At 59.2% G+C, this 4,109-nt stretch carries 7 protein-coding genes; 5 read left to right on the top strand and 2 right to left on the bottom strand.

Going from position 1 to position 4,109, the window contains the following annotated elements; all coding sequences use genetic code 11:
* Positions 1 to 489, bottom strand: coding sequence for a RidA family protein (locus tag EN750_RS21495; RefSeq protein ID WP_127397581.1), 489 nt, complete (start codon positions 487 to 489; stop codon positions 1 to 3).
* Between the two features lie 189 nt (positions 490 to 678).
* Here EN750_RS21495 and EN750_RS21490 point away from each other — a divergent pair, with 189 nt between their 5' ends.
* From EN750_RS21490 to EN750_RS21475, 4 genes are all read left to right on the top strand, one after another.
* A complete protein-coding gene (locus tag EN750_RS21490; RefSeq protein WP_127397580.1) occupies positions 679 to 1,365 on the top strand; it encodes a TetR/AcrR family transcriptional regulator C-terminal domain-containing protein in 687 nt (228 codons plus the stop codon).
* 131 nt (positions 1,366 to 1,496) lie between these two features.
* A complete protein-coding gene (locus tag EN750_RS21485; protein WP_127397579.1) occupies positions 1,497 to 1,697 on the top strand; it encodes a hypothetical protein in 201 nt (66 codons plus the stop codon).
* Entirely contained in the window at positions 1,669 to 2,640 is a 972-nt protein-coding gene (locus tag EN750_RS21480) for an SDR family oxidoreductase (RefSeq protein WP_127397578.1), read from the top strand. Before EN750_RS21485 ends, EN750_RS21480 begins: the two co-directional genes overlap by 29 nt.
* Before the next feature lie 40 nt (positions 2,641 to 2,680).
* The gene (locus EN750_RS21475; RefSeq protein WP_127397577.1) at positions 2,681 to 2,830 is read left to right on the top strand and encodes a hypothetical protein; all 150 of its coding nucleotides are present in this window, start codon (positions 2,681 to 2,683) and stop codon (positions 2,828 to 2,830) included.
* Between the two features lie 60 nt (positions 2,831 to 2,890).
* Here EN750_RS21475 and EN750_RS21470 read toward each other — a convergent pair whose 3' ends face one another.
* Positions 2,891 to 3,397 (bottom strand): ferritin-like domain-containing protein, encoded by a 507-nt coding sequence (locus EN750_RS21470; protein ID WP_127272261.1) that lies wholly within the window; start codon positions 3,395 to 3,397, stop codon positions 2,891 to 2,893.
* Positions 3,398 to 3,625: 228 nt separating this feature from the next.
* Between EN750_RS21470 and EN750_RS21465 the strand changes: the two genes are divergently transcribed.
* On the top strand, positions 3,626 to 4,109 hold a 484-nt coding region (locus EN750_RS21465; protein ID WP_127397576.1), incomplete at its 3' end, for an HAD-IIB family hydrolase.

Below are 4,109 nucleotides of genomic sequence, written 5' to 3'. Positions count from 1 at the left end.
CTACTCCAGCATGACCACGGCTTCCACCTCGAAAAGCATGGGGTCGATTGCAAGCTTGGGAACGGGAACCAGTGTCTGCGCCGGCAGCGCCTCGCCGAACATGTCCTTGACGTTCCTGGTCAACACATCGAGCTTGGACATGTCGTGGTCGACCACGAAGACCGTGAGCTTCGCCACCTGATCCGGCCTGGCGCCGATGCCCTCGAGCGCCGCATGCAAATTTGCGTAGGCCTGCTTAACCTGGACAGCGAAATCGGGTGACAAGGCTCCTGTGCTGTCTTGGCCGCCCTGCCCGGAGATGTAGGCAATCCGAGTTCCGCGCGGTGCGATCACGGCGGTGCTGTAGCCATTCGGCGACGGGTCGTAGAGCGTCTGTGGATTGACGATGGTCAGCTTGAGGTCGTTCCCAGTCGCTGTAGCCGCAGCGGAAACTGCCATGGTCATGATGATTAGCCCTCCGGTAAGCAGATGCTTGATTGCGCGTGACATGATTTCTCCTGGCTCTGCTGACCGCGAATAAACGCACTCGCGGCCGGCATGAACTTTAACCAGATCGCTCATACGATGAATCGTGCGATGTACGAGTCATCGTATGGTACGTCGTACTAGTCAAGCGATCAGCGTCGACATTCCTGACGGTGCCTGCCAAAATCGACGTTCGGCCAGCAAGGAAGACAGATGGCAGCCAAACCCCGCAGTGCCAGCAAACGATCGCAACGGACAAAGCTTCCACCCATGCAGGAAGCGAGCAGCGAGCCGCCGCTGTCTCGAGAGCGTATCGTGGCGATCGCGGTGGAACTGCTGGACGCCCAGGGCATAGACGGATTGACAATGCGTCGGCTGGCGGATCGCCTTGGCTCGGGTGTGATGAGCCTGTACTGGCACGTCGACAACAAGGAGGATGTCTTTGATCTGGCACTCGATTCGGTGCTCGAATATCGCGGATCGCCTGAAACAGGTGAGTCTCCGGACTGGCGCGGAGACGTCGTTCATATGCTCGAAAACTGGCGCGCCAGAATGTTGCGCCATCCTTGGTCGGCATCGCTGTTGCCGCGACGGGCGCTTGGCCCGAACATCCTCAGTCGCCTGGAAATGCTGAGCAAGACCTTGTCCAGAGCCGGTGTTGCGGACGCGGATCTCAACGCTGCGATTTGGTCGCTCTGCAACTATGTGATGGGCGCCACCCTCACCCGGGCAAGCTTCGACCTCTCGGAAAAAGACAGAGCAGCCGCGCAGCAGCGTCTTACACGTCTCAGCGAACACTATCCGACAATCGAACGCTCTCGTCTGCTGTTGGACAACGATTGGGACGGCACTTTCCGAAAAGGCCTGGACTTCCTGCTCGATGGCCTCTCGCCAAGATAGATTCCGGCGGCTACGCCCGGAGCAGACCGGATGGCGCTGCTTTGCGCACGCCAGTTTGACGCAATAGCTCCCAATCCACATCATCACATTTGGCTCGCTGCCAAGGCGGCACAGGCAACGGGCAAGCCCGGGTGCTCGACCCCATCGGCGGCGGTGGCTGGCGCGGCTGCATTGCAGCTGAATTGGTGCAACTGGCGATGTCGTTGTTACGCATTGCCAAACGCTGGCCGGAATCTCTCGATCTTTTGCGCAAACCTTTTTGCCTGACATGCGTTGTTTCCTCTCCAAGCCAAGGAGACGATCATGCAGATGAAGTCAGAAATAGCCGGTGAAGCGGCAAAGCAGCGCCATATCCAACGTGGCGTCGATGCCAAGGACAAATCGAAAGGCGATGGGAAGCAGCAAGGCGCCATGCAGGCAGGCGCCCGTGAATATCCCGAGCCCCCCTTCCCCGAGCAACATCAGCCCAAACCGGGGCATGAATGGGCGATAGAGCCGGAGCCTTTGTATGATGCGCCGTACTATCTCGGATCGAAAAAACTCGACCAAAAGGTAGCACTCATCACGGGCGGCGATTCCGGCATCGGCCGCTCGGTGGCGGTGTTGTTCGCCCGCGAGGGCGCCGACGTCGCGATCGTCTATCTGGCCGAGGACAAGGATGCTGAAGAGACCAAATCAGCGGTGGAAAAGGAGGGACGACGCTGCATCCTGGTCAAGGCCGATGTCAGCGAACGCAGCCACTGCCACAAGGCGGTCATGGAGACCGTTGAAAAATTCGGCCGCATCGACGTGCTGGTCAACAACGCCGCGTTCCAGATCCATTCCAGCGATTTCGGCGAGCTGACCGAAGAACATTTCGACACGACGCTGAAGACCAATCTTTACGGCTATTTTCATATGGCGCAGGAAGCGGTGCCGCACATGAAGCCCGGTTCGGCGATCATCAACACCGGTTCGGTAACCGGTATCGACGGTTCAAAACAACTGGTCGACTATTCGATGACCAAGGGCGGCATACATGCCTTCACGCGGGCCTTGTCGGGCAATCTCATCGGCAAGGGCATAAGGGTGAATGCGGTCGCACCGGGTCCGGTGTGGACGCCGCTCAATCCGTCGGACAAGGAAGCCGACGACGTCTCGAAATTCGGCGCGGACACGCCAATGAAACGACCCGCGCAACCGGAAGAACTCGCGCCGGCCTATGTGTTCCTCGCTTCGCCGCACTGCTCGAGCTACATCACCGGCGAGATCTTGCCGGTCGTCGGAGGGTACTGAGGATGGCCGAAACGAAATCCGTAACCAAGGAGTAGGATGGATGGGCCGTCTGCTTTTCATGGTGGCGCTCGCTTGCGTAGCGTACCGCATCTACACGGAAACAGCAGGATCTGCTCGGCATGTGCCGCAGGATGACGATGAGGCGCTGCGCAAGCAATCAGCGGCCCTGGGCGTCGACCCGTCTCGCTGACGGAGTGGAAACCTGCCGGCAATCCGGCCGGCCGAGTTATCAGCCGGCCGGATTGCAGCCTTATTCGGCTGCCTGCAGGTTGATCTTGCTTTCCGCCATTTCGGTGAGCTTGCGATCGGTCGCCTGTTCTTCCCTGAGGTTCTTGGTCAGCACATTGGCGCAGTCCGTGCGGCCGAGTTGCTTGGCCCAGGCGATGAGCGTGCCGTAGCGTGTCATCTCATAGTGTTCGACGGCCTGCGCCGAAGCAATCAGCGCCGCATCGAGAACCTCCTTGTCATCGACGTCACCGCTCACATCGTCGGCCTCCTCGAGAATGCCGTCGATTGCCGGACAGTTGACCTCCTTGGCCTTGACGCCATGCAACTCAAACACCTCTTCGACGCGCTCGATATGGCCTCTCGTCTGGTCGAGGTGTTTTTCAAATCCGGCTTTCAATTGCGGGTCGGTTGCCTTGTCAATCATCTTCGGCAGCGCCTTCTCGATCTGCTTTTCGGCGTAATAGATGTCGCGCAGCGTGTGCACGAAGAGATCGTCGAGTGTCTTGATGTCCTTCGAAAAGAAGCCCATGGCCTTACCTTTCATTGCGCTTGGTGTGGATTTCGGCGACGGGGTCTGCACGCCGCCAGCAAAGACCGGGACGGTTCCCGGCTTGTCTGGTCAACGTACCGGCACCGAAGGAGTTCCTGATTTCCGAGGGCGAACCGCCCTTCTCCAGACCTGCGATCCGGTCGGTGGGGAGCCTTTGTCTCGATCGCACGTTCTAGCCGGGTAACCGGAACGAGAAGGGTCGGCGGAATGTATTTCATTGCATTGGCGGCAGACTATGACGGCACGCTGGCTCATGATGGGATCGTCGCCAAGAAGACGCTCGCCGCGCTTGAGCGATTCAAGAAAAGCGGCCGCAAGCTGGTTCTCGTCACCGGGCGTGAACTGCCCGATCTCAAGCGCGTCTTTCCCGAGCTTAGCCTCTTCGACAAGGTCGTCGCTGAGAATGGCGCGATGATCTACACGCCGGCCAGCGAGGAAGAACGGGTGATCGCCCCATCGCCCGAGCCCAAATTCGTCGCCAGATTGAAGCGGCAGGGCATCAAGCCGCTTTCGGTCGGGCGATCGATCGTCGCGACTTGGGAACCCCATCAGGCGACCGTGCTCGATATCATCAAGAAGATGGGTCTCGAACTGGAAATCATCTTCAACAAGGGCGCGGTGATGATCCTGCCGAGCGGCATCAACAAAGCCACCGGGCTCGCTGCGGCCCTTCAGGACCTTCGACTTTCGC

Source organism: Mesorhizobium sp. M7A.F.Ca.ET.027.03.2.1 (genome assembly GCF_003999175.1).
In the GTDB taxonomy this organism is placed as follows: Bacteria; Pseudomonadota; Alphaproteobacteria; order Rhizobiales; family Rhizobiaceae; genus Mesorhizobium.
This window is presented reverse-complemented; position numbering and strand designations above follow the sequence as displayed.

Coding starts and splice junctions, on each gene's coding strand:
- EN750_RS21490 (WP_127397580.1), top strand. CDS start 679: ATGGCAGCCAAACCCCGCAGTGCCAGCAAACGATCGCAACGGACAAAG.
- EN750_RS21480 (WP_127397578.1), top strand. CDS start 1,669: ATGCAGATGAAGTCAGAAATAGCCGGTGAAGCGGCAAAGCAGCGCCAT.
- EN750_RS21495 (WP_127397581.1), bottom strand. CDS start 489: ATGTCACGCGCAATCAAGCATCTGCTTACCGGAGGGCTAATCATCATG.
- EN750_RS21475 (WP_127397577.1), top strand. CDS start 2,681: ATGGGCCGTCTGCTTTTCATGGTGGCGCTCGCTTGCGTAGCGTACCGC.
- EN750_RS21470 (WP_127272261.1), bottom strand. CDS start 3,397: ATGGGCTTCTTTTCGAAGGACATCAAGACACTCGACGATCTCTTCGTG.